The sequence below is a fragment of the Acinetobacter sp. YH12112 genome (assembly GCF_013418945.1).
GTDB lineage: Bacteria > Pseudomonadota > Gammaproteobacteria > Pseudomonadales > Moraxellaceae > Acinetobacter > Acinetobacter indicus.
On the sequence record NZ_VPBA01000003.1, the window covers coordinates 113987 to 137789 of the forward strand.

Genomic DNA, 23803 nt, shown 5'->3' on the forward strand with positions numbered 1-23803 from the left:
TAAGAATATGAATGCACCAATCAAACATAACGCTAAAGACTTTTTCTCAAAACCAATGGTTCAGGAAAAGCTGAAAGAGCTTGTTGGTAAAAATGCCCCCGCTTTTGCAACGTCTGTATTGCAGATCGTGAACAGCAACTCAATGTTGGTAAATGCTGACCCGCAGACTATTTTTAGTGCTGCGTGTATGGCTGCAACGCTGAATTTGCCAATCAATAACAATCTTGGTTTTGCTTACATTGTTCCTTTCAAAAACAACAAGGAAAACAAGATTGAGGCTCAATTTCAACTCGGTTACAAAGGCTATATTCAACTTGCACAACGATCTGGTCAGTTCAGCCGCATTGCTGCAACGCCAGTCTATAACGGCCAATTGATTAGTGAAAACCCACTGCTTGGTTATGAATTTGATTGGTCGGTCAAACCAAGTGGTGAGCCGATTGGATATGTGGCGTTTTTCAAGCTAATTAATGGCTTCACTGCTGAACTTTACATGAGTAAAGAAGAAGTAATGAAGCACGCCAATAAGTACAGCCAAACAGCCAAAAAAGGCTTTGGCGTGTGGAAAGATCAGTTTGAAGCAATGGCGCTCAAAACGGTCTTAAAGCTGCTTTTATCTAAGCAAGCACCACTTTCGATTGATATGCAAAAAGCACAAATGGCAGACCAGGCAATCATTCGTGATGTAGATAAAGATGAGTTTGATTACATCGACCATCAAGAATCAATTGCAGACTTGGAAGCACCAAAACCAACGCTGAATGACGATGAGTTTAATGCAGCACTAGAACAGCTAAACGCTAATGCGATTGATAAGGCTTATATCTTGGATGGGTATGCTTTGACAGATGCGCAGCGTGTTGCGGTGGAGGCTCAGTGATGGAAATTGAAAACATTGTTGCAATTAAAGAGCCATCACGCAGTGGTAATGCATCAGGCCTTGTCACTAATAAAACACCAAACAAACCAAGATTGATAGATCAAAAGGTGATTGCTCAACTTGTGAAGCGCAAATACGGGTATCAGCACGCTGTTTGGGTTAATGGTGACCTTTTATTACTTAATAGTGTGGAGGATATTCAATGAAACTATTCCGCTGCTCCTCTCTACATAAATTAATCGGTGATGGTCGCTCTAAAGCGGCTGTCATCAGCGACACGGCAAAATCAGCTATCCGTGACATTGTGAAAGAAGATTTATACGGCTTTCGCTCATTCACTGGTAACCAGTACACACAAAAAGGAAATTTGCTCGAAGATTTAGCGATTGAAATGTCGGGCAAGATGCGTTTTCGCAATTACCAAAAGCATGTTGGGCGTGTTGAGAATGAGCTAATCACTGGTGAGTGTGATGTGCTTGATCTTGAACGAAAACTCATTATCGACACAAAGGTTACCTGGGATATTGGCACCCATCCTTTCTTTGCTGATGAAGCAATGGAGAAGGTTAAAAAAGCAGGCTATGACATTCAGATGCAAGCCTATATGTGGCTGTATGAATGCGATGTGGCGAATATTGATTTTTGGTTATTCCCTTGCCCACCAGAGCTTTTAAAAGATTGGGATGACATAGATCAACTGGTTCATCTTGTAGAGAAAATTGATATTCGAGAGCGCAAAACGACTGTGACTATTGAGCGTGACGAAGCAATTATTCAGAAAATTAAAGACAAGATTCCGCACTGTCAAAACTACTATGAGCAACTATTTGCTGAGCGCAGTAAAGGTAAGGTGGCAGCATGAAACTACCCAACAGCATTTCACCTGCCTTTATCGAATGGCTAGATCGTGGTGGCCATAAAATCACACTCAAGAAGAACCTGATGGTTATCACTAAAGAGTGTAACGGGTCAACAAAGCGTGGCGTAATCCCTTTCGAGCGCCACGAGGTAAGGGAATTTTATGATCTGGATGATTACTTGTCTGGGCGTTATGAAGTGTTTTTAAAGCAGTATCTCAACAATGGGAAAAGCTTTATTGATGACCTGAATTGGGCCATGGCTGGCAAGTATCGCAAAGCTGTGATGATGAATAATTTGGCGAAGGTGGCGTGATGGATATTGAAAAATTAAAAAAACGCTGTGGATACGATGGTAAGCCGCAGCAATTCAAATACGGTTTTGATTTGGCTTGTCGTGAGTTAGCCAAAGCCCAAGCGGTGCCGGGGTGGATTTCGGTTGAGGATGAACTGCCAAAAGAAAATCAGCTTTGTGTTACTTATTTTGCGCCAGCCGAGAGTCGGCTTAGTGCGTTAGCTGGTCATTGTGAATTTGGTTTTGGATTGTCCAGCTTTGGATGCAGGAAGGCAACTCACTGGATGCCGTTACCCGATGCACCACAGGAGCCAGCCAATGACTGAAATTCAATTAACCAACGTGCAGTTCGCGCAGCTTCAGATCGACAACCTTGTGGCTAAGGACAAGCCATACAATGAAACATGGTCGGCTGGCGATGTTGGCTCGTTCAATGCGATTTTAAACGCGGTGGATTATGACAATGAGTTCACGTATCACATGCGAGGCTGGTCAAGACAGCGTGTTAAAAGCGGTACTGGCGGGATTATCACGGTGGATGAAAGTAATGCAGATAAGCTGTATCACCTGTTCACCTGCTATTTGAGTGGACTGCCGAGTGGTGTTGTAGGGAGTTTGGGAGAAGTGTCGTGACTGGATTATATGTCTATAAAAAAGTAAAAGATGGTAGTGACCACTACAATCTAATCATTGCAGAGGACTATGCCGATGCCAAAAATTGGACTAAAGCAAAAAGCCTACTCGAATTAAGGGATACCCCATTGTGGTTTTCTAATTTTAATGGAGACCAGGCCTGCTATAAGAAAATTTACGAATTGGCGAAAAGCGGTGTTAAGCGGTTCGGTATAAGTGAAGATTGGTCTCAGGCTTTTTATGGTAGCAATAAAGTTGTTTTTGCTGTGTCAGAGTGCTTTACAGGTCCTTTTAAATTGTACTTAGATGGTTTTCAAGCGGTGGATAATATGTGGATTAAAGATAAAAATGTGAAGCCTGAAATTGGCAGCTTGGTTGTCATTCCAGTGGCAATTGATGACGGTGTTTATGATTATCACATCGCTACTTTTGGAAAGGGTTTAGATGGTGATGTTGAAGTCGAAATTTTTACGCTATGGGATGAAATTGGCACAATCCTAACGATTGATGAGATTGAGGCATACTTGCCGTTTGATGAATTTGGTGGAAAAGATGATATTTAAGCACCAAAAACCATACGCACTGATTGAGTTATCGGAAGCAGAAAGCGAGACACATGTAATTTTATCTGATGAGCATTATGTGTTTAAGGATATTCGCTTCTATACCGATGCTGATCTTGCTATAGATCGAAGTGAAGCACTGGAACTGAGTGGAGTCAAAACAATCTTATTAAACACTCATGCTTTAATGGCTGAGTTTTATAAACATGAAGCCAGTTGTTTGGCTGCTCAGATTGGCATTGACGCTGTTAATTATGATGTGAAGCAGTAGGAGGTGGATCAATGACAGCAATGGCGAATATGGGCAGCCTGGTTGTTGCCCTGCCGCCCTCCGACATTTGGCTAACAGATGATCAGGCGGCAGAGTTTTTAAGTTACGAAAAAGGATATTTCAAAGCATCTATTATTTGTCTGAAGGGATTCCCGAAACCAAAGTACATCACCGAGACTACAAAAGGGCGAAGATGGAACTTAAAAAAATTGTCTGATTGGTTAGAAAGTAGACCAGAAGACCTGAAAAAAGCAGTAGGCAGACCCCGCAGAATTTAGCGGGGTTTTTCTTGCGTAAAAAACGGATTACGCCAAATTTACGCCAAAGGTAGTTTAAGTTATTGATTTTATAAATAGTAGTGGTGCGCCCGGCGGGAATCGAACCCACGACCCCAAGCTTCGGAAACTTGTACTCTATCCAACTGAGCTACGAGCGCGCGTCGCACATCATAACAAAAAAATGCACAAGGTAAAGCAACTATATATAAGTTCTTTATTTTTATGCTTATGCTTTAAGCAATCGTTCCAAATATACGATGCAGAATTCCCGGTAGATTACTTGGTTTATTGGGCAATATCGCTCACAATAGCCTCTCCCTACACCATGCGAGATTTTCATGACTGATGCATTGACGTTAAGAGACTTGTCTAAAACCTATCGCAATGGGTTTCAGGCCTTAAAAGGTATCAATTTGACTGTACCTGAAGGTGAATTTTATGCGCTGCTGGGTCCCAACGGTGCAGGCAAATCTACAACGATCAGTATCATTAGCTCCTTAACCAAGAAAACCTCGGGTACCGTGGAAATTTTTGGCCACAATCTGGATACCCATCCCTCTCAAGCCAAACAGTGTCTGGGCGTGGTACCACAAGAGTTTAACTTTGGTCATTTTGAAAAAACCTTTGATATTCTGGTGACCCAGGCCGGTTATTACGGTATTCCCAAAAAAGTGGCGCAGCAGCGCGCCGAACTGTATTTAGAAAAACTGGGGCTGTGGGATAAACGTGCCACGCAAGCGCGAATGCTGTCTGGCGGGATGAAACGCCGCTTGATGATTGCCCGCGCCATGATGCACGAACCGAAATTGCTGATTCTGGATGAACCGACCGCCGGGGTCGATATCGAACTGCGCCGCTCGATGTGGGATTTCCTGATTGAAATGAACAATAGTGGCACTTCCATTATTCTGACCACCCACTATCTGGAAGAAGCAGAAATGCTATGCCGCCGCATTGCCATTATTGACCGCGGTGTGATTAAAGAAGACACCACCATGAAAGGCTTCCTGAACCAGCTGAATGAAGAAACTTTTATTTTCGATCTGGTTCAACCAATTCAGCCCATTCATCTGGATATTATCGGGGTACGTTTTAATCTGGTCGATCCGCTAACCCTGGAAGTGACTATGGACAAGGCCCATACCGTGAATGAGCTGTTCCAGTTACTGGAATCACAAGGGGTACAGGTGCGCAGTATGCGTAACAAGGCCAATCGTCTTGAAGAATTATTTGTGAAGATGGTAGAGAAAAATCTTGCAGGAGTCGCGCAATGAACTTTAATCAATTAAGAGTTGCGCTGTATACGCTGGTTCATAAGGAAATCCGCCGTTTTATGCGGATCTGGCCACAAACCCTGTTACCACCGGCCATCACCATGAGTCTATATTTCGTGATTTTCGGTAATCTGGTCGGTTCACGTATTGGGGAAATGGGCGGCTTTAGCTATATGCAGTTTATTGTGCCCGGCCTGATCATGATGGCGGTCATTACCAATAGTTATGCCAACGTCTCCTCTAGTTTCTTTAGTGCCAAATTCCAGAAAAGCATTGAAGAACTGATCATGAGTCCGGTGCCATTACATGCCATTTTGTGGGGCTATGTGCTGGGTGGAGTATGTCGCGGCGTACTGGTCGGCATTATTGTGACCTTAATGAGCCTGTTTTTCACCGACCTATACATTACCAACTGGTTTGTGACTATTTATACCGTACTGATCACTTCATTATTACTGTCTTTAGGCGGTTTTATTAATGCCGTTTATGCCAAATCATTTGATGATATTTCCATTATTCCAACCTTTGTGCTAACACCGCTCACCTATTTAGGTGGTGTGTTCTATGCAATTAGTGCATTATCGCCGTTTTGGCAAAACCTTTCTTTAATTAACCCTGTGGTGTATATGGTCAACGCCTTCCGTTATGGCATTTTAGGACATAGCGATGTCAACGTGACCGTTTCCCTAGGCGTGATTACATTATGCTGTGCTGTGTTATATGGCATTGCCTATCATTTACTCTCCCGTGGTTCAGGAATGCGTGAATAATGAGCGTAGAAAATTCTTTATTGGGTAAAGACACTCAGTACCCAACAACCTATCAACCTGATGTGCTGTTTCCGATTGCGCGTGCTGAAGCGCGGGAAAAATATGCGCATGTGGCTGGTATTCAGCAAGGTAAAGACTGGTGGCATGTCTTTGAGATGTCCTGGTTAAATGCAGCCGGCGTTCCGCAAGTTGCTATTGGCCGGATTCACTTGCCTGCCACCTCACCAAATTTAATCGAGTCGAAATCTTTAAAGCTGTATTTCAACAGTTTGAACTTTAGCACCTTTGCTTCAACAGACGCGCTGATCAATACCGTCGAGCAGGATTTATCAGTCGCGGCACAGGCACAGGTCAATCTGGAACTGTTATCTGTCGATGATCTGGCAATTAGCCATCCTGAAGGCATATGTATTGATGACTTAAGCCCGACCCGACTGGAAAATCATCCGGATGCATCCTTATTACAGCACGATGCCGAGCAAGACGAACAGGTCGAAGTGCAACTGTATTCACATTTACTGAGAAGTAACTGTCCGGTCACCGGTCAACCTGACTGGGGCACAATTTTTATCCGCTATCAGGGTAAAAAACCTTGTTATCGCAGTATTTTGGCTTATATTATTTCTTACCGTCAGCATAACGGTTTTCATGAGCAATGTGTTGAACAGATGTTTTCCGACATCTGGCAAAACCTGAATCCTGAAAAACTGATGGTGTATGCCACCTATACACGTCGTGGCGGATTAGACATTAATCCATGTCGTGTATCGGATTTAACATGGATGCCTCGCCCTATTCGTTTAGCGCGACAATAAAAAAACATTGAGGTTAACAGATGCCATTTTTTGGTTTTATTCCTTCCGAGGAACTTTTAAATACCATTCAAACTGCGCAGCAGAAAAAAAATTCAAGCGAACCGCTGTATCCATTACGTGATAAAACAGCATTAATGATTAATGATGAAATCATTGATGCCATTTTAACCGAGCTTGTCCGCCGTTTCCCGCCAAGTGACAAACGCGATACTGCGGAAAAACTGGCCGGTTATGTCAAATCCACCGTAGCGGTGTTACTCAAGCAATTGTTGAGTAAAGCCCCGAACGATGTGGTCAAGCAATCAATTGAATTTTCTGAACGCAGCCTGTTTAAAGATGCAGACGGCAACACGCGTGTCGGTGAAAGTTTAGATGCCAGCCTGGTGACCAATCTGAAAAACACCTATGCCGAAATTAAAGCCGGCAATGACATTAACAAGTCTGCTTTGGCCGAGTTGTATAAACAGTTTGCCGAAGCTACTGTGCGTCATTTTATGAGTGACTTTAATAAAACCCTCGATTTGGGCATGATCAAACGTAAAGCAGCTGATATTGGCTCAGCTGCGGTTATTAAAGCTGTACATATTGCGGTAGATAAAATTATTCCAAACCTGACCAAAGATGAACTGGTCGCGCTGGCGGAATATCATGACACCCTGTTTCATGCCTAAGCAGAAACACCTTTAATAAACCTGACTCCGGTCAGGTTTTTTTATGCCACTTTTCCCGCAACATTTCTCTATAAAGGAGGGAGGATGAAGCCCTGGTTGAACTTTGTTACAAACAGCGCACATTTTTTAGACAGGCTTTGTCACTTTTTGTATATGCGCTTGCCTGTAGCGCCAGAATGAATGTTATCTTAATTGCCTGTGTGAACTGTCTTTTTTAAATCGACATTTTTGCTCAACCTGTTTTAATTTTTAAACACCATCTGCTTTTTGTCACTAAATTGATAATACATTGGGAAATTGAACCAATATGTTGAATCGTTATTTCTATAAAAAATTACAGCGTCTTTCTTTACTTGTTGGTGCTCTTTCCTTATCCAGTGTTGTTCAGGCCAATGACTTCCTCAGCCATCCGGACTATCCAAACTTTAAGCAAAAAACCATGCAGCAGTATGGGCTCAGTTCCGAGCAAATTGATCGCGCCATGAGCGGTGCCAAAAATCTGCCAAATATTATCAACATCATGAATCGTCCCGGTGAAAGCAAACCGTGGTATGCCTATAAAACCAATTTTCTGGCTGAAAGCACCATTCAACGTGGTGTGCGTTTCAAACAGCAATATGCCGATACCCTGAATCGTGCCGAACAGCAGTTTGGCGTGCCGCAAGCGATTATTCTGGGGATTTTAGGCGTTGAAACCGGTTTTGGTTCCAATAAAGGCTCTTTTATTACCCGGGATGCGCTGGCCACTTTAGGTTTTGGCTATCCACGCCGGGCCGAATATTTCCAGAGTGAACTGTCTGCGCTAATTGCCTGGAGCTATAAAGATGGTGTTGCCACCCATTCTGTGGTCGGTTCCTATGCCGGTGCAATTGGCTATCCACAGTTTATGCCAAGCAATATTCCTAAATTTGGCGTCGATTATGATGGCAACGGACATATTGATTTAAGAAATTCAGCAGTAGATGCGATTGGCTCGATTGCCAACTATTTGGCCCAGCATGGCTGGCAGCGTAATCAGCCGATTGCATTCCCTGCCCGTTATAGCGGTTCAACTCCAGATGCAGTGATTGCCAAAGATCTAACCTTGCCTACCCCGTATGGTGTGCTGAAAAATCAGGGCATCAGTCCGCTGAATCCGATTGTGAAAATTGATGACCTCGATCTGGTCAATGTCATTCAATTACAAGAAAATTATGGTCCAATTTATTACATCACCTATCCAAACTTTCAGGTGATTACCACCTATAACCGCAGCCGTATGTATGCCACTGCACTCTGGTTATTGGGTACTGAAATTGTCAGTCGATAAGAACTTATTTTTACTAAAAAGTTACAAAGTCAAGATTTTTTTACGAGATTTTGCGCACAAAACCGACTTTTCACATACATTGTTACAATATTGGCTATTATTTAACCAAAAGAGGTAAAGGTTTGGTATTTTTTGTCATTATTTCCGTGTAAAGACTAGACACCTTTAGTAAACGATGAATATTATCCATTTCGTCAAATATGGTTGCAAAAGTGAAATAACAGGCATGATGTCTGCTATATCAACCACTTAGGGTTGATTCACGGCATCAAGCTGCAGGAGTTTTAAACATATGCATTCTTCAATTAAATATTTACTGGCGCTGTCGACGGTATTTACCTTAAGTCAGTCGCAAGCCGAAATGGTGCAATCTTCATCGTTCAATAACGACAATGAAAGCTCTAGCCTGGCTGCCCGTGTGCTAAACAAAGAAGCACAAAGCTTTAATACCCACTTCTCTAATTTAAATAGCCTTTCAATTACAGAACGTTCTGGCGATAAAATCCGCCGCGAAACCATCGCTGCAAAAATTGAAATCCCAGAAGAAGAGCCTTCTGTCATTGAAAAGTTAAACACCGTAGCATCGAATACTGTTCGTAAATTCAGTCAGACCGGTATGGCCTCTTGGTACGGTCGTCAGTTCCACGGTCGTAAAACTGCCAGCGGCGAAACATTCGACATGAATGCCATGACTGCAGCACACCGCAGCCTACCACTGAACTGCTATATCCGTGTAACCAACAAGAACAACGGTAAAAGCGTAATCGTTAAGGTTAATGACCGTGGCCCATTCCATGGTAACCGTGTAGTCGACTTATCTTACGGTGCTGCAAAACGTTTAGGCATTACCAATGCTGGCGTAGCCAAAGTCAGCATTGAACGTGTAGATGGTCCAAATTCCTAATACCCGTTTAAGCTCCTGCACCATATGACCCAAAAGCCACCTCAGGTGGCTTTTTTAATGCCCAAATTCAGGGAAAGACGCTTACTTCCCTATCCGTTTTTTGGATTTTAAATACGCTGATCTGGTCATAAAATCGAATAATCCATTTTGAAACTACAAATTTGCTTTCATTTCCACGCTTAGCGTGCTTTTCTTCCTTTTTGAATCCATAGGTAGCTTTTTATTTTTTCTGCGCTTAAAACGCATCCTATGCGCATTTAGCCCTATTCCTTTATACAGGAATTTCCCTATTTCCCTCATTTTACGATTTTCAGGTATTTTTGCCGCCCCATTTTGACCGTTTTCCGCTTCTCGTTTATAGTGAGAACATTCTTGGAAACTCAGAAAAATAATGCAAAAGGAGTACTGCATGAAAACAATTTCAGAATGGCTGGATGAATATAGCGAAAGTCATCAAAACAAGACCAATAAACTGATTCACTGGGTCTGTGTACCGACCATCTATTTTTCCATTATTGGCATCATTGCGCATTTCAGCGCCCTGCTTACTGCCCTGTTACTGGTGCTGGTCTTTATTTTTTATGCACGCCTGGATCTGGTACTGGCCGTGGCCATGGCAGCACTGACTCTGGTGATGGCCTGGTTAATCTGGATTTTACCGGTTGGTGTTGGTTTTTATATTGCGCTGTTTGTTTTTGCCTGGATTGGACAGTTCTATGGCCACAAGGTCGAAGGCAAAAAACCATCGTTCTTTAAAGATCTGCAATTCCTGCTGATTGGACCGCTCTGGTGTATGGATGCCTATTTAGGCAAGATTTTACCATCCTGGAAATCTCGCCAGCACACCACGCATCTGGATGTCCAAACCTAAAGACGCTTACACATCAGGAAGCATTTTGCTCCAATGCCGGAGGGCTTATTGATAGATGCTTCCCTGATGCTTTAACCAGCCATCGATATGGCGTTTTTGCGGATCATGATGGGTCCAGTGAATCACGCCACCTTTGTCGGTATATTCATATTCACCAAAGAACTCGACAGTATCGCCTTTTTGCAGACGGTCGATGCGTGGAGCCAAATCAATATTGTGGGCAACCAGCAAGGTTTGCCCATTGCCAAGTTCCAGAATAAAACGCTGATGGCGCGAACCTTCATTGTCATCACTTAACAGTGCCACTACTGTACCAGTAGCTTGTACCTGTACATCATTTTTTCGTTGCTGAAAGGCTTGGGCAATTTTGGCGGTATCATCCTGAACGGGAGCTTGCAGTGTGGTTTCAGACTGCTGTTGAGTGAAGGTATTTGAACCGGAGTTTTGCAGTTGTAGGTCGATACCTAAATAAGCCGCAACCAGCAGCGCAATTACTGCGCCAATGCCCATATTAGTTTTCTTCGACATTGTTCTTCCTGTTGTTGTCTTGGTCATAAAAAAAGCCCCGAAACGGGGCTTTTTCGCAAAATAAATTATTTTGCAGCAGCTTGAGCAGCAGCAACTTCTTCTGCGAAGCTCATTTCTGCTTTCTTCTCAATACCTTCACCTACTTCGAAGCGAACGAATTGAGCAACAGTTGTGTTAGCAGCTTTCAATGCATCAGCAACTTTCTTCTCGTTGTCGATTACGTACATTTGACGCTCAAGAACAACTTCGTTCAGGTATTTTTCAACCGAACCAGTTACCATTTTTTCAACGATGTTCGCTGGCTTACCAGATTCGATTGCTTTTGCTTCAGCAATTTCTTTCTCTTTCGCGATCAGCTCAGCAGGAACCTGTTCAGCAGTAACAGCAACTGGGTTGAATGCAGCAACGTGCATTGCAATACCTTTACCAGTCGCAGCATCACCTGTGTAAGCAACAACAACACCGATTTTCAGACCGTGTTTGTAAACTGCAAGGTTTCCACCTTCAATGATTTGCGCACGACGAACCTGGATGTTTTCCCCAATTTTTTGAACAAGAGCAATACGCGCTTCTTCAACAGTTTGGCCATCTTCAAGTTTCAGTTCAGCAATTTTTGCAGCGTCAGTTTCGCCAGCAGCAAGTGCAGCAGCAGCAACTTTCGCAGAGAAGCCAGCAAAGTTTTCGTCTTTAGCAACGAAGTCAGTTTGGCAGTTTACTTCTAGAAGGATTGCTTTGTTACCTTCTTGAGCGATTGTGATCGCACCGTCAGCAGCAATGTTACCTGCTTTTTTAGCAGCTTTTGCTTGACCAGATTTACGAAGGTTGTCAATCGCTAATTCGATGTCACCACCCGCTTCTGTCAAAGCTTTTTTACATTCCATCATTGCTAAACCAGTACGGTCACGCAATTCTTTAACCATGCTTGCAGTAATAGCAGTCATGTGAATCTCCTAATTCGGTAGAAAATGAATTCTTTTTAGAACAGAAACGGCCCAGAGGATACTCATGGGCCGCCTGCATACATGACGCTTACTTTGCCACCATCACATGTCGCAAAAATGACAAGCTTGCGTCAAAAACGCATTAAGCCTCAGAAGCTGGAGCTTCTTCGCCTTTCGCTTGAGCATTTGCTTGGGTTTGAGCATACTCTTTACCAGCAATGATCGCATCAGCCATAGCAGAAGCGTAAAGTGTTACTGCACGGATCGCATCGTCGTTACCCGGAATAACGTAGTCTACGTTGTCTGGGTTAGAGTTTGTATCAACGATACCGATTACAGGAATACCTAGGTTTTTCGCTTCTTTGATCGCGATTGCTTCGTGGTCAACGTCAATTACGAATAATGCGTCAGGTAAACCACCCATGTTTTTAACGCCGCCTAAAGCACGTTCAAGTTTTTCCATCTCACGGCTACGCTCTAAAGCTTCACGTTTAGTCAGCTTAGCGAAAGTACCGTCAGTGGATTGAGTTTGAAGATCTTTTAAACGGTTGATAGATTGGCGAAGTGTTTTCCAGTTCGTCAACATACCACCTAACCAACGGTGATCTACGTATGGTTGACCAGCGCGTTGAGCTTGTTCACGGATGATGTTAGAAGCAGCACGTTTAGTACCAACGAACAAAACTTTGTTCTTTTTGCTTGCTAATTGGTTAGCGAAGTTCAAAGCATCATTTAACGCAGGAACAGTGTGCTCAAGGTTGATGATGTGAATTTTGTTGCGCGCGCCAAAGATGTATTGACGCATTTTTGGGTTCCAGAAACGAGTTTGGTGACCAAAGTGCGCGCCAGCTTGTAGAAGGTCGCGCATGCTTACGTTGTAATCTGCCATTTTCTTTACCTTAAAGTTTGGGTTAGGCCTCCATATATCCGCATTCTCCACCCCAAAGGGCACCCAGAGTAATGTGACGATATATGTGCGGATTTTGTTGCCCCATCGCACAATGCCCGCGAAATTTATTCACGAAAAAGCATTTGATAAAATGGGCGGCTATTTATACCATAGTCACATATAAATTTCCAAAAGTTTTTAGAGATCATGAACAGTACTTATCAAGCGCCTCGTCGATTAATTAAAACCGCAGATGAAATTGAGAAAATGCGGGTAGCGGGACGACTGGCAGCGGAAGTTTTGGATATGATCAAGCCACATATCAAACCGGGTGTAACCACACTTGAGCTTGATACGATTTGTCACGATTATATTGTCAATGTACAAAATGCCATTCCAGCCTGCCTGGGCTATGGTGCAGCCCCAGGTCGTCCAGCCTTCCAGCATACCATCTGTACTTCGGTAAACCACGTGGTGTGTCACGGTATTCCATCTGAAAACAAGACATTAAAAAAAGGCGATATCCTGAATATTGATGTCACGGTCATTAAAGATGGTTACCACGGCGATACCAACATGATGTACATCGTTGGTGGTGAAACTTCTATTCTTGCCAACCGTCTATGCAAAGTAGCACAGGAAGCTATGTACCGCGGTATGGAAGTTGTAAAACCGGGCGCGACCATTGGTGATATTGGCCATGCCATTCAGAAATATGTCGAATCTGAGCGCTTTAGTGTGGTGCGCGAATATTGCGGTCATGGCATTGGAACAACCTTCCATGACGAACCGCAAGTGCTGCATTATGGCCAGCCAGATACCGGCATGATTTTAGAAGAAGGCATGACCTTTACCATTGAACCAATGGTAAACGCGGGTGTTTGGCAAACCAAATTACTGGGCGACAAATGGACTGTGGTGACCAAAGATCACAAACTTTCAGCGCAATATGAACACACTATTTTAGTGACTAAAGACGGTCTGGAAGTCCTGACTGCACGTCCTGAAGAAGACCTGTCACGTTTCCAGTCTTAAGCTGTCATTGGCGTAAAAACTAAAAAAATTGTCAGAAAGGTCACATTGATGTGGCCTTTTTTATCGCCTAAAACTTCAACTTAAAATAAACAAATCAAATACTTATATCAATATTCAGGTTTCATCCCTAAAAACCCTATTAGCATTTCTAGCTACACAAGTCATAAATAAGTCACAGAGCAGCAAACTTATTTCAAGAATGTTACAAATGTAATAAAACAATCTTCTTCAAAAACAACAGTCTTGCTTTATCTAACTATTAAATAATGGCCCTTATAAAAACGAGCAACAAATTGGACATGGAGTCCCTTATATGAAGAAGACCTTATTATTTGCCAGCACGCTGTTGGCCTTACCTGCTGTTTCTTATGCCTCACCGTATTTTAGCCTGCAAGATGGTGATGGTTTTAAACGTTTTTCTGTTTCAGTCGGGGCATTGCATGTCATGCCACAAGGCAAGGCACAACCCTTTCAGGTTAATACCGCGGTAAAAGAAGGTGAAACTGCAAAAGTTGGAGATATCAAAGCACAAACGGTGCTCGACAATATCAAACCAGGAAGTAGCGTCAATCCTTTCTTAAAGGCTACTCTTGATGGGCTAGCTTTAATTAATGCTGATGTCGCCTCAGCACTGAGTGGAACTGCTGAAATCCGTGGACTCAGTCAATGGGATAATCCAGGTACGGGTTTAGAAGCCGATGATGTCACCACATTGGGCATCATGACCAATTACTTTTTTACCGACAATATTTCTTTTGAAATGAAAGCTGGTATTCCGCCTAAAGTCGATTTACAAGGTAAAGGAAAAATTTATGCACCTTTTTCAGCAACTGCAACACCTATGGGCGGAGCTTTAGGAAATTTAGAGCTTGAAAATGATATTTTCATTACCGATCTAGAAGCGCATGGTCCTGCGGCCTCGGCACGTGCCTGGACACCAGCATTTGAGTTTCAGTATCACTTCGGTAAAACCGGTGTAAATAAATTCCGTCCTTATGTCGGCCTAGGTTTAATGTATGCCTACTTTAACGAACTGGAAATTAACCCGCGTACCGAACAGGATCTGATTGCCGCCGGTCATATGATTGCCAATATCAAACAGGGGCAAGCCGGTGCATCACTGGAAGGTACACCAAGTAATGCCAATCCGAAAGTTGAACTTGAAGCATCCGACGCATTCGCACCGGTAGCAACAGTCGGTTTCACCTATGACTTTAATGAAAAATGGTTTGCGGTTGGTTCGCTGTCCTATGCACATCTGCAAAATGACACCACCATTACCGTGACCGATGCCACACATGGCGAACTTATTCGTTCTAAGGCCGATATTGAAGTGAATCCGATTCTGGCCTATGCCGGTATTGGTATCCGTTTCTAGGCTTTAATTTTCAGTCCATCATCAGGCAGCCTTTCGGGCTGTCTTTTTTGATGCAGCCATAAAAAAATTTTATCTTTTATTTAATTTTTATTCTATCGCCTCCCACGCGGCAATCTACTAACATAAGCAGGTCTTTCCTGGCTGCCGGACTTTTTATGTCAGATACCCGTTTTTCCAAAGCCCTGATTTATATGCTGATGGGAAGTGCCATTATTCTGGCGCTGTCATTGGGGGTACGACATGCCTTTGGCCTGTATCTGGTGCCAATGAGCCATGAATTTGGCTGGGGGCATAATGTCTTTAGTCTGGCTATTGCCATGCAAAACCTGATCTGGGGTGCGGTACAACCAATTACCGGCGCCTTTGCCGACAAATATGGCAGTAAAATTGTGGTCGCTGTTGGTGGTACCTTATATGCACTGGGTTTATTGCTGATGGCGGTCAGCTCGACCGGCTGGCTGCTGAATTTAAGTGCCGGTTTAATTTTAGGTCTGGCGCTCTCTGCCACCTCTTTTCCGATTTTACTGTCCGCAGTTGGCCGTGCAGCCCATCCTTCAAAACGCAGCCTGGCGATGGGAATTGCCAGCGCAGCGGGCTCTTTCGGTCAGTTTATTATGCTGCCGACCACGCTGCTGTTATTGCAGAATTTAGGCTGGAAAGGTGCGCTGGTGGTTAGCGCCATTTTAATGACCCTGCTAATTCCTTTGGCATGGACTTTAAAAGCACCGATGTATACCAACCCGAATGCAGCGACCACCAAACCGCAACCGGCGTTAACATTTAAGCAGATTCTGGTGATTGCCAAAAACCACAAGCCGTTCTGGTTTTTATCTTTGGGCTTTTTTGTCTGCGGCTTTCAGGTGGTGTTTATTGGTATTCATTTGCCAGGTTATTTAATTGATCATGGATTTAACGCCACCACCGGCACCATCTTCCTGGCCTTAGTCGGTTTATTCAATATTATCGGCACCTATACGGCTGGCTGGTTGGGCGGCCAATATTCCAAACCGCATTTACTGATGTGGCTGTATGGTCTGCGTGGCTTGGCCATTATCGCCTTTTTACTGTTACCGCTCAGTACTTGGACAATTTATGGCTTTGGTGTCATTATGGGACTGTTATGGTTATCGACCGTGCCACTGACCAATGGCATTGTAGCCAATATGTTCGGGGTGAAATATCTGACCATGCTCAGTGGGATTGTATTCTTCACCCATCAGGTTGGTTCGTTCCTCGGTGGCTGGCTGGGTGGCCTGAACCATGACTTAACCGGTAACTATAATGCCATCTGGATGTTCTCGATTGCGCTAAGTGCTTTTGGCGTCTGGGTACATTTCTTTGTGAATGAACAGGCGGTGGTGCATGACTAATTCAATGTCGCTGTTAAAAATTCTGATTGGCCTGTGCATTATCAGCTTTTTTATTTTATCGCTGCTGTTATGGATGAAAACCCCGCAGCTGTTTGAATACTTTAATCAGGCGTTTTGTGCACATTAATGTTTAAAAACCCGCAGCATCAACAGCAAATCCCGAAACAGCAAATTCAGTTATTTGGTTTGCTGTTTTAATTAAAAGAATATAAATCATATATTTAATTATTTTTATAGCCTTTTCATAAGTTTAGAATTTCTTCTGATTTTATTTGGCCTGCGTTTTTTTCTAAATTTTCTTGAAGCAATAACACTGAGAGAAAAACTTAAACATGACCAGTCTGACCCAACTTTCCCAAGCCATTCACCATTCACCATGCACCGCGCTGGCATCAGGCCAATCAATTCCAGGACGGCAGCGAAATCCGTATTGCTCCACACACTGACCAGGCTCTTGGTGCGGTGGTGTATGGATTAGATGCGCGCAAGGCTCAATCGGGTGAAACCATTTTCCGGCTGAAACAGGCCTTGGCAGAACATTTAGTTTTAATTTTCAAACAGCAACAGCTGGATGATTTACAGTATCTGGCCTTTACCACCTATTTCGGTTCAATTTTCCGTCCCGCTGCCGACACGCCTGTACTGGCCGCGCAGGATGATAGCGGTGTACCACCCGATATCGTGCCTGTTTCCAATGCAGTAGGACAAGGCGATTATACTGGTCATGGTGAATTAAGCCCGCATGCCGATCATCAATGGACACCGCTGCCCTCCTTTGGCTCTTTGCTCTATGCTATTGAACTGCCACAAAATGGTGGCCAGACCAGCTGGATTAATACCATCAAAGCTTATAATGCCCTAGATGCCGACACTCAGGCACATATCAACCAGCTACAATTAATTACTTACAACCCTTTTGTTCGCCGGCAGAAAACCCAAGCCTCGTCGCAAGACGGCGTTTATGGCAACAGTCCGCTGTATCGCTTTAAAGATCAACCGGTTTTAAGCCATGCCTATCCACATCCTTTGGTGCGCACCCATCCAGAATCCGGGCGTAAAGCTTTGTGGCTCAATACCCATACCGAAGTGGAACTGGAAAACTATGACGATCAGGCTGGTAGCGAACTGATTACCCAGTTACGTGCCCATCTGCTTCAACCAGAATTTGCCTATGAGCATCAGTGGGAAGTCGGTGATATTGTGTTCTGGGATAATCAGGCTACCCTGCATTCCCCCCGTCCATTTCCAGCCGAGCAGCGCCGTTTGTTAAAACGTATCAGCCTTGCCGGAAGCCGACCTTTTTAAGCAGGAACTGAACTAGAGATACTGAATATGCACCGATGTTCAGGACTTTGACTGCAGGATATTTATCCTTTTCATCCAACCATAAAAAAACCCGCAAACTGTGTTTACGGGTTTTTTAGTATGAGCAACCGCTTAGAACAGACGGTTCATACCATTTAAGGTCGCCACACGATACGCTTCTGCCATCGTTGGATAGTTAAATGTGGTTTCTACAAAATACTTGATGGTATTGTTCGGGCTGTTCATTACCGCCTGACCAATGTGAATAATTTCTGCCGCGTTATTCCCGAAGCAATGTACACCTAATACTTCTAAAGTTTCACGGTGGAACAGAATTTTCAGTTCACCAACCGTATCACCGGTAATTTGCGCACGTGCCAGATGACGGAAAGAAGCCTGACCCACTTCGTACGGAATTTTTTCTTCAGTCAGTTCCTGCTCGGTCTTACCAATTGAAGAAATTTCCGGAATGGTATAAATACCGGTTGGAATATCAGTCACCGGTGCCACATTTTCTTCGCCACTCATGTTGGCCCCTGCACAGCGACCCTGGTCATAGGCAGCAGACGCCAGAGATGGCCAGCCAATCACGTCACCAGCAGCGAAAATATTTTCTACTTCAGTCTGATATTGCTCATTTACCGTCAGCTGACCGCGGCTGTTTGGTTTCAGGCCGACATTTTCCAGGCCTAAACCATCGGTATTGCCTGAACGGCCGTTACACCACAAGATGGCATCGGCTTTGATTTTCTTGCCACTTTGCAAATGCAGCACTACGTGATCATCAAAGGTTTCCAAATGATCAATCTGCTCATTGTGACGAATCAACACGCCCTGTTCACGCAAGTGATAGGACAAGGCATCGGAGATTTCATCATCCAGATAGCTGAGCAATTTATGCTGGGTGTTAATCAGGTCGACTTTATGGTCCAGACCAATGAAGATCGAGGCATATTCACAGCCAATGACACCGGCACCATAAATGATGATTTTCTGAATCGAGAAATCCAGATCCAGAATCTTGTCTGAATCGAATACACGTGGATGGTTAAAGTCTAAAATTTCTGGACGATACGGACGTGAACCGGTTGCAATCACCAGCTGCTTAAAAATCAGGGTTTCCTTAATGCCTTCCGGACTGAATACCAGCACGGTATTTTTGTCCTGCACATAAGCACGACCGTGATAGATATCAATTTTATTGCGGTCATAGAAGCGTGAGTGAGTATCGACCTGCTGCTGAATCACTTTATGTGCATTACGCAGCACCTGTTTCATGGTGAACTGTTTCCAGTCGCCCACTTTCTGGAACATCGGATCACGCTGGTAACGGATAATACTGGATACCGTCTGACGCAGCGCCTTACTTGGGATTGTGCCCACGTGAGTACAGTTACCGCCGAGTTGCTCACGCATATCCACCACAGCAACACGCATGCCTGATTTGGCAAGTTTCATTGCTGCGCCTTCACCTGCAGGACCAGAACCTAGGACCACCGCATCATATTTAACGAAAGTTCCGGCAACCACCTCTTTTTTACGTGGCATTCAACGCTCCTTAAACTAATCTATTCTGTTTATATCTCATATGCATATTATGACTGAAAACATCATGATTTTCTGTATTTACCTAGCATATATTGCGTGATAGCCACATTTTTTAAATGAATATCGTTTTTTTCCTATTTGCACCCAAGTCCGTTATAATGGAGGCGCTATTTTTCGAATATCTCCCCCGTCAAAACAGTGGAAAAGTTGAATATGTCTGAAAACCGTAAACCAGAACAGGGTGTTAAACTTCGTGGCGCAGAAAAGGTCGCTCGTATTCCTGTAAAAGTTGTGCCTACGGTTGAAACGCCGCGCAAACCGGACTGGATTCGGGTCAAGATGGCGGCACCAGAAGAAGTTCAACGGATCAAATCGACACTGCGTCAGCAAAAACTACATACCGTCTGTGAAGAAGCAGCCTGTCCGAACCTGCCAGAATGTTTTGGTGGTGGTACTGCAACCTTTATGATTATGGGTGATATTTGTACCCGTCGCTGTCCGTTCTGTGACGTTGCCCATGGTCGTCCGAATGCACTTGATCCGGATGAACCGCGTCATATGGCTGAAACCATTGCCAACTTAGGCCTGAAATATGCGGTCATTACCTCGGTAGACCGTGATGACCTGCTTGATGGCGGTGCACAGCATTTTGTTGACTGTATTAAAGAAGCGCGTGCCTTAAGTCCGAATACCCTGCTGGAAATTCTGGTTCCGGATTTCCGTGGCCGTATGGATATTGCGCTGCGCATTATGACTGAATGTCCGCCAGATGTGTTTAACCACAATATTGAAACCGTGCCACGTTTATATAAAGCCATGCGTCCGGGTTCAGACTATCAGCACTCTTTAAACCTGCTGAAAATGTTTAAAGAATATTGCCCGGAAATTCCAACCAAGTGTGGCCTGATGGTGGGTATTGGTGAAACTGAAGAAGAAGTGATTTCATTATTGGATGATCTGAGAGCACATGATGTAGATTATGTGACCATTGGCCAATATTTACAGCCATCAAAACAGCACGCACCAATTGACCGCTTTGTAACACCAGAAGAATTTGAGCGTTATGCAGAACATGGCCGCAAACTGGGCTTTAAAAATATCTGGTCTGCACCAATGGTGCGCTCAAGTTATTTTGCAGACCGTCAATACTACGGTGAGCCAGTTCCAGCAGTACGTCGCAAGACTGATCCTGCCAAGAAAATTAGTGTACAAACCATCGAAGCATAAGCTGAGAAAACTAAGCTTAGAAAACAAGGCCCCGGATTCGGGGCTTTTTTACAAGGTCATCTTTTACTTAAATTTTTACATCGTCCTCGGATCAGAATTCTTAGCCCAGAGAGATCATCTATTTCCTCTTAAATCCAAAGACGGCTCATCTTTAAAAAAATACCCCATTCAAATCAGAAATAAATTTCTATCATTCTTTGACCTAGCTGTTAATCCCTTACTTATCTTCACATTTCGTTGCGCGTTTTTACTTGAATAGCGATCATTTTTCAACCAATCTTCATCCATAGAGTTTGTTTTTAGCAATCGTTTTAATGGTCTTGATATTTAAAAAAACGATACCGAAGTTCCAAGAACAGCCTTCACCGGATGACTTCAGACAAAATGAAGCAGCATTTCTTTCATTTTTCCTTGCAGGCACGGTGATGCTGTAGCAGCCGGGAGAAATACAATAATGCTTTTTATACTCAGTATCGTCATTCTTGTTTTTACACTGTGGGCGATTTTCTATTTTCAGCTGTCTCGCAACAGCGGTGCCATGACCCTGATCGCGGTCAGTATTGTCTCTGCCTTTATTAATCCCTGGTCCTTAATTTTAGGCATTCCGTTAATTGTGCTGAGCATAATTGTGATGGTGGATGCCTTGCGCATGAAAATCATCACCCAACCCGCGTATAAGGCTTTGTCACAAGCCATGCCAAGCATGAGCAGCACCGAACGTGAAGCACTGGATGCCGGCACCAGCTGGTGGGAAAAAGAGCTGTTTATGGGTGCGCCCAACTGGGATACCTTTGAGCAATATCCCTATCCTACGCTCAGTGCGGAGGAACAATCCTTTTTAGACAATGAAGTGGAACAGCTGTGCAAGATGCTGGATGAATGGGAAATCCATCATAAGCACAAAGATTTATCTCCTGAAACCTGGCAGTTTATTAAAACCCATGGATTTTTGGGCCTGATTATTCCCAAGGAGTACGGCGGCAAGGCTTTCAGTTCTTTTGCGCAAAGCCGGATTATGAGCAAAATTGCCTCACGCTCCCTAACTGCCGCGGTCAGCTGTATGGTGCCCAACTCCTTAGGCCCGGGTGAATTGCTGCTGCACTACGGTACCGATGAGCAGAAAAAACGCTACTTGCCCGGTCTGGCCAAAGGCGAAGAAATTCCCTGCTTTGGGCTGACCAGCCCCGAAGCCGGCTCCGATGCTGGTGCCATTCCAGATACTGGCGTGGTCTGTTATGGCCAGTTTGAAGGCCGGCAAGTACTTGGTCTGAAAATGAATTTCTCCAAACGCTGGATTACGTTGGCGCCCATTGCCACCGTGATTGGTCTGGCTTTTAAACTGTATGATCCGGAAGGCTTACTCGGCGATAAGACTAAAACCGACTATGGCATTACCTGTGCGCTACTGCCGGCCAATCATGCTGGAGTAAAAGTCGGGCCGCGCCATCATCCCGGTTCACCATTTATGAACGGCACAGTCGAAGGTCAGAATGTGTTTATTCCGCTCGACTGGATTATCGGTGGTGTGGAAAATGCCGGTAAAGGCTGGCGCATGTTAATGGAATGTCTGGCCGTCGGTCGCGGGATTTCCTTACCGGCACTGTCAACCGCTGCCGGGGAAATGACCTATTTAAATGTCGGTGCTTTTGCGCGAATCCGCCAGCAATTCAAGTTGTCGGTGGGGAAATTTGAAGGCGTACAGGAAGTCACCAGTGATATTGCCAGTGAAACCTATATGCTGGAAGCCTTTCGCTATCTGGTGACCTGTGGACTGAATCAGGGCGGCAAACCTGCCGTGATGACCGCGATGGCCAAGTACTATGCCACAGAGTCTATGCGCCGTGTGGTTAATCATGGTATGGATGTGGTCGGTGGCCGCGCCATCCAGTTGGGTCCACGGAACTTTCTGGCGCTGACCTATCAGGCCATTCCAGTTTCCATTACCGTTGAAGGGGCCAATATTTTAAGCCGCTCGCTGATGATTTTTGGCCAGGGTTCGATGCGTTGCCATCCGTATTTGTATGAAGAATTACAACTGCTACAAGCCCCTGATAAAGATGCCGCGCTGACACAATTTAATGAACTGTTCTACCATCATCTCGGTTATACCTTTAACCGGACTGCGCGCGCATTTGCCTTTGGCTGGTTTGGCGGTTCATTCGATGCTCCGCAACAAGCCGATGAATTTAGCCGGCCTTATTACAAAACTATCAACCGTTTTAGTGCGGCCTTTGCCCTGACTGCCGATATGTGTCTGGGTTTATTGGCCGGTGATATTAAACGCAAGGAAATGCTGTCCGGACGCCTGGCCGATATTCATGCGCAGCTGTTTATTGCCACCGCCATCTTAAAATACTATGCACATGGGCAAAAAACCGCAGATGAGCAACTGCATGCGCAACTGGCTTTAGACAAAGCACTGTTTAATGCACAAGAAGCCTTCTTTGGACTGTTCAATAATTTCCCTATGCAGCTGGCGGCTGGCGTCGTGAAATTGATCTGCTTCCCGTGGGGCCGTGCCTTGCAGCCACCAAGCGATCAGCTGAAACGTGATGTGGCCATGAGCATGATGCAGGACAATGCTTTTCGCCAGCAGCTGAAACAGCATGTTTTCTATAACACGGACCCGGACGATGTCTTTGGCCGGATGGAAAGTACCTTCCAGAGCTTAACCGAAATTGAACCGCTGTGGGATCGCTTTAAAAAAGCTGAAGCCAAAGGCAGTTTTGATGGCCTCAGTTTTGAAGAACACATTGCCGATGCCCTAAATACCGGCGCGATTCAACCCGAAGAAGCTAGCCAGCTACTCAGTTATAACGCGCAGCGCTTTGACAGTATTCTGACCGATATTTTCGATATGCAGCTGGAACAGACCCTGCCACTAGACAATCCGCATTTAATTGAACCTTTAGGTGTCGATACGGAAGCTCATCCTCCGGCAACTTCAGCAGAACCGAAAACCGGTGGCACCGCACAACTGGCCACAGATCATCATAAAGAGGATCCGGAACCGTTTATCCGTTTTTAGTTATATACTGAATATTGAATAAAGTGGCTTTTGGGCCATTGCTGTCCCACAATTTTTCACAAGAGGAAGCTCATTTGAGCTTCCTCTTGTTTTATGGGTATTTTATCGGGTGAAAATAAAGCTTTTAAAGTTCTTCTTTCAAACAAATTCACTTGAATTATTC

26 protein-coding genes, 1 tRNA gene and 1 pseudogene are annotated in these 23803 nt (G+C 44.3%); 23 read left to right on the plus strand and 5 right to left on the minus strand.

Annotated features, from left to right (window positions below; translation table 11 throughout):
* Positions 1–7: 7 nt before the first annotated feature.
* The 9 genes from FTU50_RS02050 to FTU50_RS02090 are packed head-to-tail and all read left to right on the plus strand — an operon-like array spanning position 8 to position 3777.
* Positions 8–880 carry a recombinase RecT gene (locus FTU50_RS02050; RefSeq protein ID WP_180069426.1) on the plus strand — a complete coding sequence of 291 codons (873 nt, stop codon included), beginning with the start codon at positions 8–10 and terminating at the stop codon, positions 878–880.
* On the plus strand, positions 877–1086 hold the full coding sequence (locus FTU50_RS02055) for a hypothetical protein (RefSeq protein ID WP_180069429.1): 210 nt from the start codon (positions 877–879) through the stop codon (positions 1084–1086). Before FTU50_RS02050 ends, FTU50_RS02055 begins: the two co-directional genes overlap by 4 nt.
* Positions 1083–1742, plus strand: a complete 660-nt coding sequence (locus FTU50_RS02060) for a PD-(D/E)XK nuclease-like domain-containing protein (protein WP_180069431.1) — start codon at positions 1083–1085, stop codon at positions 1740–1742. The genes FTU50_RS02055 and FTU50_RS02060 overlap by 4 nt, the downstream gene beginning before the upstream one ends.
* Complete coding sequence (locus FTU50_RS02065) at positions 1739–2053, plus strand: hypothetical protein (protein ID WP_180069433.1); 315 nt, start codon at positions 1739–1741, stop codon at positions 2051–2053. Before FTU50_RS02060 ends, FTU50_RS02065 begins: the two co-directional genes overlap by 4 nt.
* Complete coding sequence (locus FTU50_RS02070) at positions 2053–2358, plus strand: DUF551 domain-containing protein (RefSeq protein WP_180069435.1); 306 nt, start codon at positions 2053–2055, stop codon at positions 2356–2358. Before FTU50_RS02065 ends, FTU50_RS02070 begins: the two co-directional genes overlap by 1 nt.
* Positions 2351–2665, plus strand: coding sequence for a hypothetical protein (locus FTU50_RS02075; RefSeq protein WP_180069438.1), 315 nt, complete (start codon positions 2351–2353; stop codon positions 2663–2665). Before FTU50_RS02070 ends, FTU50_RS02075 begins: the two co-directional genes overlap by 8 nt.
* Positions 2662–3228: a hypothetical protein gene (locus tag FTU50_RS02080; RefSeq protein ID WP_180069441.1), complete on the plus strand. Its 567-nt coding sequence runs from the start codon at positions 2662–2664 to the stop codon at positions 3226–3228. Before FTU50_RS02075 ends, FTU50_RS02080 begins: the two co-directional genes overlap by 4 nt.
* On the plus strand, positions 3218–3499 hold the full coding sequence (locus FTU50_RS02085; RefSeq protein WP_180069444.1) for a hypothetical protein: 282 nt from the start codon (positions 3218–3220) through the stop codon (positions 3497–3499). Before FTU50_RS02080 ends, FTU50_RS02085 begins: the two co-directional genes overlap by 11 nt.
* Before the next feature lie 11 nt (positions 3500–3510).
* Positions 3511–3777 carry a hypothetical protein gene (locus FTU50_RS02090; RefSeq protein ID WP_180036716.1) on the plus strand — a complete coding sequence of 89 codons (267 nt, stop codon included), beginning with the start codon at positions 3511–3513 and terminating at the stop codon, positions 3775–3777.
* 81 nt (positions 3778–3858) lie between these two features.
* Here FTU50_RS02090 and FTU50_RS02095 read toward each other — a convergent pair.
* Positions 3859–3935 (minus strand) — tRNA-Arg (locus tag FTU50_RS02095).
* A gap of 180 nt (positions 3936–4115) precedes the next feature.
* On the opposite strand from FTU50_RS02095, the gene FTU50_RS02100 reads away from it, so the two are divergent.
* The 7 genes from FTU50_RS02100 (at position 4116) to FTU50_RS02130 (ending at position 10391) form a co-directional block, all read left to right on the plus strand.
* Positions 4116–5051 carry an ABC transporter ATP-binding protein gene (locus FTU50_RS02100; RefSeq protein WP_005179107.1) on the plus strand — a complete coding sequence of 312 codons (936 nt, stop codon included), beginning with the start codon at positions 4116–4118 and terminating at the stop codon, positions 5049–5051.
* Complete coding sequence (locus FTU50_RS02105) at positions 5048–5821, plus strand: ABC transporter permease (RefSeq protein ID WP_005179108.1); 774 nt, start codon at positions 5048–5050, stop codon at positions 5819–5821. Before FTU50_RS02100 ends, FTU50_RS02105 begins: the two co-directional genes overlap by 4 nt.
* Positions 5821–6636, plus strand: a complete 816-nt coding sequence (queF, locus tag FTU50_RS02110; protein ID WP_180046605.1) for an NADPH-dependent 7-cyano-7-deazaguanine reductase QueF — start codon at positions 5821–5823, stop codon at positions 6634–6636. Before FTU50_RS02105 ends, queF begins: the two co-directional genes overlap by 1 nt.
* Positions 6637–6656: 20 nt before the next feature.
* Positions 6657–7307: a hypothetical protein gene (locus FTU50_RS02115; RefSeq protein ID WP_180046603.1), complete on the plus strand. Its 651-nt coding sequence runs from the start codon at positions 6657–6659 to the stop codon at positions 7305–7307.
* A gap of 307 nt (positions 7308–7614) precedes the next feature.
* A complete protein-coding gene (gene mltB / locus FTU50_RS02120) occupies positions 7615–8616 on the plus strand; it encodes a lytic murein transglycosylase B (protein WP_005179112.1) in 1002 nt (333 codons plus the stop codon).
* A gap of 292 nt (positions 8617–8908) precedes the next feature.
* On the plus strand, positions 8909–9520 hold the full coding sequence (locus tag FTU50_RS02125) for a septal ring lytic transglycosylase RlpA family protein (RefSeq protein WP_005179113.1): 612 nt from the start codon (positions 8909–8911) through the stop codon (positions 9518–9520).
* A 409-nt stretch (positions 9521–9929) separates the two neighbouring features.
* Positions 9930–10391: a DUF962 domain-containing protein gene (locus FTU50_RS02130; protein ID WP_180046601.1), complete on the plus strand. Its 462-nt coding sequence runs from the start codon at positions 9930–9932 to the stop codon at positions 10389–10391.
* Positions 10392–10436: 45 nt separating this feature from the next.
* On the opposite strand, the gene FTU50_RS02135 is transcribed toward FTU50_RS02130, so the two are convergent.
* The 3 genes from FTU50_RS02135 to rpsB form a co-directional block, all read right to left on the minus strand.
* A complete protein-coding gene (locus tag FTU50_RS02135; protein ID WP_180046599.1) occupies positions 10437–10919 on the minus strand; it encodes a DUF3465 domain-containing protein in 483 nt (160 codons plus the stop codon).
* A 65-nt stretch (positions 10920–10984) separates the two neighbouring features.
* Positions 10985–11860, minus strand: a complete 876-nt coding sequence (gene tsf / locus FTU50_RS02140) for a translation elongation factor Ts (protein ID WP_180046597.1) — start codon at positions 11858–11860, stop codon at positions 10985–10987.
* A gap of 142 nt (positions 11861–12002) precedes the next feature.
* Positions 12003–12749: a 30S ribosomal protein S2 gene (rpsB, locus tag FTU50_RS02145; RefSeq protein WP_005179120.1), complete on the minus strand. Its 747-nt coding sequence runs from the start codon at positions 12747–12749 to the stop codon at positions 12003–12005.
* Between the two features lie 207 nt (positions 12750–12956).
* Between rpsB and map the strand changes: the two genes are divergently transcribed.
* The 5 genes and pseudogenes from map (at position 12957) to FTU50_RS02165 (ending at position 17837) form a co-directional block, all read left to right on the plus strand.
* A complete protein-coding gene (gene map, locus FTU50_RS02150; RefSeq protein ID WP_075166964.1) occupies positions 12957–13784 on the plus strand; it encodes a type I methionyl aminopeptidase in 828 nt (275 codons plus the stop codon).
* A 313-nt stretch (positions 13785–14097) separates the two neighbouring features.
* Positions 14098–15162, plus strand: a complete 1065-nt coding sequence (locus FTU50_RS02155; RefSeq protein ID WP_180046595.1) for an OmpW family protein — start codon at positions 14098–14100, stop codon at positions 15160–15162.
* A 155-nt stretch (positions 15163–15317) separates the two neighbouring features.
* The gene (locus tag FTU50_RS02160) at positions 15318–16532 is read left to right on the plus strand and encodes an MFS transporter (protein WP_180046593.1); all 1215 of its coding nucleotides are present in this window, start codon (positions 15318–15320) and stop codon (positions 16530–16532) included.
* Positions 16525–16659: a hypothetical protein gene (locus tag FTU50_RS15480; protein ID WP_005179131.1), complete on the plus strand. Its 135-nt coding sequence runs from the start codon at positions 16525–16527 to the stop codon at positions 16657–16659. Before FTU50_RS02160 ends, FTU50_RS15480 begins: the two co-directional genes overlap by 8 nt.
* A 205-nt stretch (positions 16660–16864) precedes the next feature.
* Positions 16865–17837, plus strand: a pseudogene (locus FTU50_RS02165) (TauD/TfdA dioxygenase family protein).
* 132 nt (positions 17838–17969) lie between these two features.
* Here the strand turns inward: FTU50_RS02165 and sthA are convergent.
* Positions 17970–19385 (minus strand): Si-specific NAD(P)(+) transhydrogenase, encoded by a 1416-nt coding sequence (sthA, locus tag FTU50_RS02170; protein ID WP_005179136.1) that lies wholly within the window; start codon positions 19383–19385, stop codon positions 17970–17972.
* A 213-nt stretch (positions 19386–19598) separates the two neighbouring features.
* Between sthA and lipA the strand changes: the two genes are divergently transcribed.
* Together lipA and FTU50_RS02180 are read left to right on the plus strand one after the other, a co-directional pair.
* Entirely contained in the window at positions 19599–20612 is a 1014-nt protein-coding gene (gene lipA, locus FTU50_RS02175; RefSeq protein ID WP_005179140.1) for a lipoyl synthase, read from the plus strand.
* A 454-nt stretch (positions 20613–21066) separates the two neighbouring features.
* A complete protein-coding gene (locus FTU50_RS02180; protein WP_180046589.1) occupies positions 21067–23640 on the plus strand; it encodes an acyl-CoA dehydrogenase in 2574 nt (857 codons plus the stop codon).
* Positions 23641–23803 lie beyond the last annotated feature (163 nt).